Source organism: Paraburkholderia sp. UCT31 (genome assembly GCF_014397655.1).
In the GTDB taxonomy this organism is placed as follows: domain Bacteria; phylum Pseudomonadota; class Gammaproteobacteria; order Burkholderiales; family Burkholderiaceae; genus Paraburkholderia; species Paraburkholderia tuberum.
Genome location: NZ_VZQP01000152.1, coordinates 1 through 2494, shown reverse-complemented (window position 1 = coordinate 2494; position 2494 = coordinate 1). Strand labels below are relative to the sequence as shown.

The following is a 2494-nucleotide window of genomic DNA, read 5'->3' as shown; positions in this document are numbered from 1 at the left end:
GTAAGCACCTCACGACGGCCGTCCGCAACGCGGCGTTCGCATGAGGCATGATGGGGAATCGGGCTACATGATTTTCACTGGCTAGCAATCAATCGGCAGACGCCGCTGGGCCAGCCTGCCGAGCCAGCTTCGTGGCCACGTTCCAGGGCAACAGTTCGTCGATGCGGTTAATGGGATGGTCAGCGATATGGGTCAGGACGTATTCGAGGTAGGCGCGCGGGTTGATCCCGTTGAGCTTGCATGTGCCGATCAGACCGTACATCGCAGCAGCCCGTTCGCCCCCGCTATCGGAGCCGGCGAACAGGAAGTTCTTGCGACCCAGACTCACACAGCGCAGTGCGTTTTCGGCCAGTGCATTGCTGATTTCGGCACCGCCCTCGTCGCAGTACAGCGCGAGGGCGTCCCACTGGTTAAGCGAGTAACGGATTGCTTTGGCCAGATCGGATTTCTTCGACAGCGTGGCGAGTTTGTCCGTCATCCACGTTTTGATGGTCGCGAGCAGCGGCACGCTTTTCTCTTGCCTCACGCGCAGCCGTTCTGCAGCTGGTTTGCCGCGGATGTCGGCCTCGATGCCGTAAAGTTCGCCGATCAGTTCGAGCGCCTCCCGGGTCGCCTCGGTAGGCGTTCGGGCGTGTACGTCGTAGATGTACCGTCTCGCGTGATCCCAGCATGCAGCTTCACGGATCTTGCCGCTCTCGTACAGTTCGTTGAAGCCGCTGTAGGCGTCGGCCTGCAGGATGCCCTCGAATCCAGCGAGATGGGTCTGGGGGTGGATGCCTTTGCGGTCGGGCGAGTAAGCAAACCACACCGCAGCCGGTTCGGTCGAACCCGAGCGGGTGTCATCGCGCACATACACCCACAGTCGCCCAGTCTTCGTCTTCTTGTTGCCCGGCGCGAGCACCGGGATCGGCGTGTCGTCCGCGTGCAGCTTCGACGGTGCCATCGTGTGGCGGCGCAGCGCCTCAGTCAGCGGCTCGCAAAGGGCCTCACACTGGCCAACCCAGCGCCCCATGCTGGCCGGATCGAGCTTCACGCGGTCGCGCGCGGCAATCTGCGACTGCCGGTACAACGGGGCGGGGTCAGCGTACTTCGAGACGAGGATGTCGGCCAGCAGGCTCGGATGGGCGATGCTGCGCGTGATCGGCAGGCCGGGCATGGGCGACTGCGAGAAGTGGTGGCCGCACGGACAGACCGTCTTGCGCCGGATCGTGCGAATCACCTTGAACATTGCCGCAACGCGGGCGAGCTGCTCGGACACGTCCTCTCCGAGCGGCTGCATGGTGCTGCCGCATTTCGGGCAGCTCGCGTTAGCGTCGAGTACGCGTTCTTCGCGCGGCAGATGCGGTGGCAGCGCTTCTTTCGGCGATGCGTCGCCCACAGGCGTGCTCGCGCCTGATTGGCGGGCGCGTCGCACATCAGTGACACCACGCTCACCGGTCAAATCCTCAAGCGCGGTTTCGAGCCGCGCAACCTCCCGGTCCAGCTGCTCGGACTTGCGGCCGAACTGCATGCGCTTGAGCTTGTCGATCTGCGCCTTGAGCTGCTCGATCTCCAGATCGCGCTCGGCAAGCTGGGCACGGGCCTCGACCAGCAAGGCCCGCAGGGTTTCAACATCGTCAGGAAGTTCGGCGCCGTTCGACATGTGGCGCAGTTTACGAGCCTTCCTCGCGGTTTACAACATCGACAGCGCAGCCGTCCGACGCGGCTGCCGCCAATCGATGTCTTCGAGCAACATCGACAATTGCGCCGCCGTCAGATGAACCTTGCCGCCATCGGCGTGTGGCCAGACGAAGCGACCACGCTCAAGCCGCTTCGCCAGGAGCCAAAGCCCGTCTTCGGTCGCCCACATGACCTTCACGAGATCGCCGCGCCGGCCCCGGAAGATGAACACGTTGCCACCCAGCGGATTGTCCTCGAGCGCCGTCTGTACCTTCGCCGCCAGCCCCTGGAATCCGCAGCGCATGTCTGTGACGCCGGCCACCAGCCAGACGCGTGTACCCGTGGGCAGAGAGATCACGATCGCACGCTCCCCAGGACGACACGTAGCGTGTCGGCATCGACGCCGCCGTTGACCCTGACGACCACGCCACCGAACCGGATCTCGATCGTCCCGTCTCGCGGAGTCGGATTGCCGACGTCACCTCCATTCGGAGGCATCGCCAGGCGCTGCGGCGGCGTCTCATGAATCACCGCCACTGGAATCAGCGACGTCGTTTCGGCCTGCAATTGCGCGCGATAGCGACGCCGCCAGGTGAACAGCATGTTTGCATTGATGCCATTGTCCCGCGCCAGCTTCGCGACCGACGCACCAGGCTCACATGCTGCGGCCGCAAGCCGGCGTCGAAACTCGCGATCATAGTTCGGGCGTCCCTTGCGGCTACCCGGCCTAGCTTTCGGCTCTGTCACAGTGATGTCCATCAAATCGAAAATGATGGGCACCATTTTGATGTCGGTCCTCGCCGTCGTCTACGACGGTCGTCGTGAGGTGCTTACA

3 protein-coding genes are annotated in these 2494 nt (G+C 63.6%); all 3 read right to left on the bottom strand.

From position 1 onward, the window contains the following. Window positions 1-88: 88 nt before the first annotated feature. The 3 genes from tnpC to tnpA are packed head-to-tail and all read right to left on the bottom strand — an operon-like array spanning window position 89 to window position 2418. Window positions 89-1642, bottom strand: a complete 1554-nt coding sequence (gene tnpC / locus F6X40_RS41255; RefSeq protein ID WP_187631858.1) for an IS66 family transposase — start codon at window positions 1640-1642, stop codon at window positions 89-91. 30 nt (window positions 1643-1672) lie between these two features. Then, window positions 1673-2017 (bottom strand): IS66 family insertion sequence element accessory protein TnpB, encoded by a 345-nt coding sequence (gene tnpB / locus F6X40_RS41250; protein WP_187631857.1) that lies wholly within the window; start codon window positions 2015-2017, stop codon window positions 1673-1675. Further along, window positions 2014-2418 carry an IS66-like element accessory protein TnpA gene (tnpA, locus tag F6X40_RS43765; protein WP_410452763.1) on the bottom strand — a complete coding sequence of 135 codons (405 nt, stop codon included), beginning with the start codon at window positions 2416-2418 and terminating at the stop codon, window positions 2014-2016. The genes tnpB and tnpA overlap by 4 nt, the downstream gene beginning before the upstream one ends. Window positions 2419-2494: the final 76 nt, after the last annotated feature.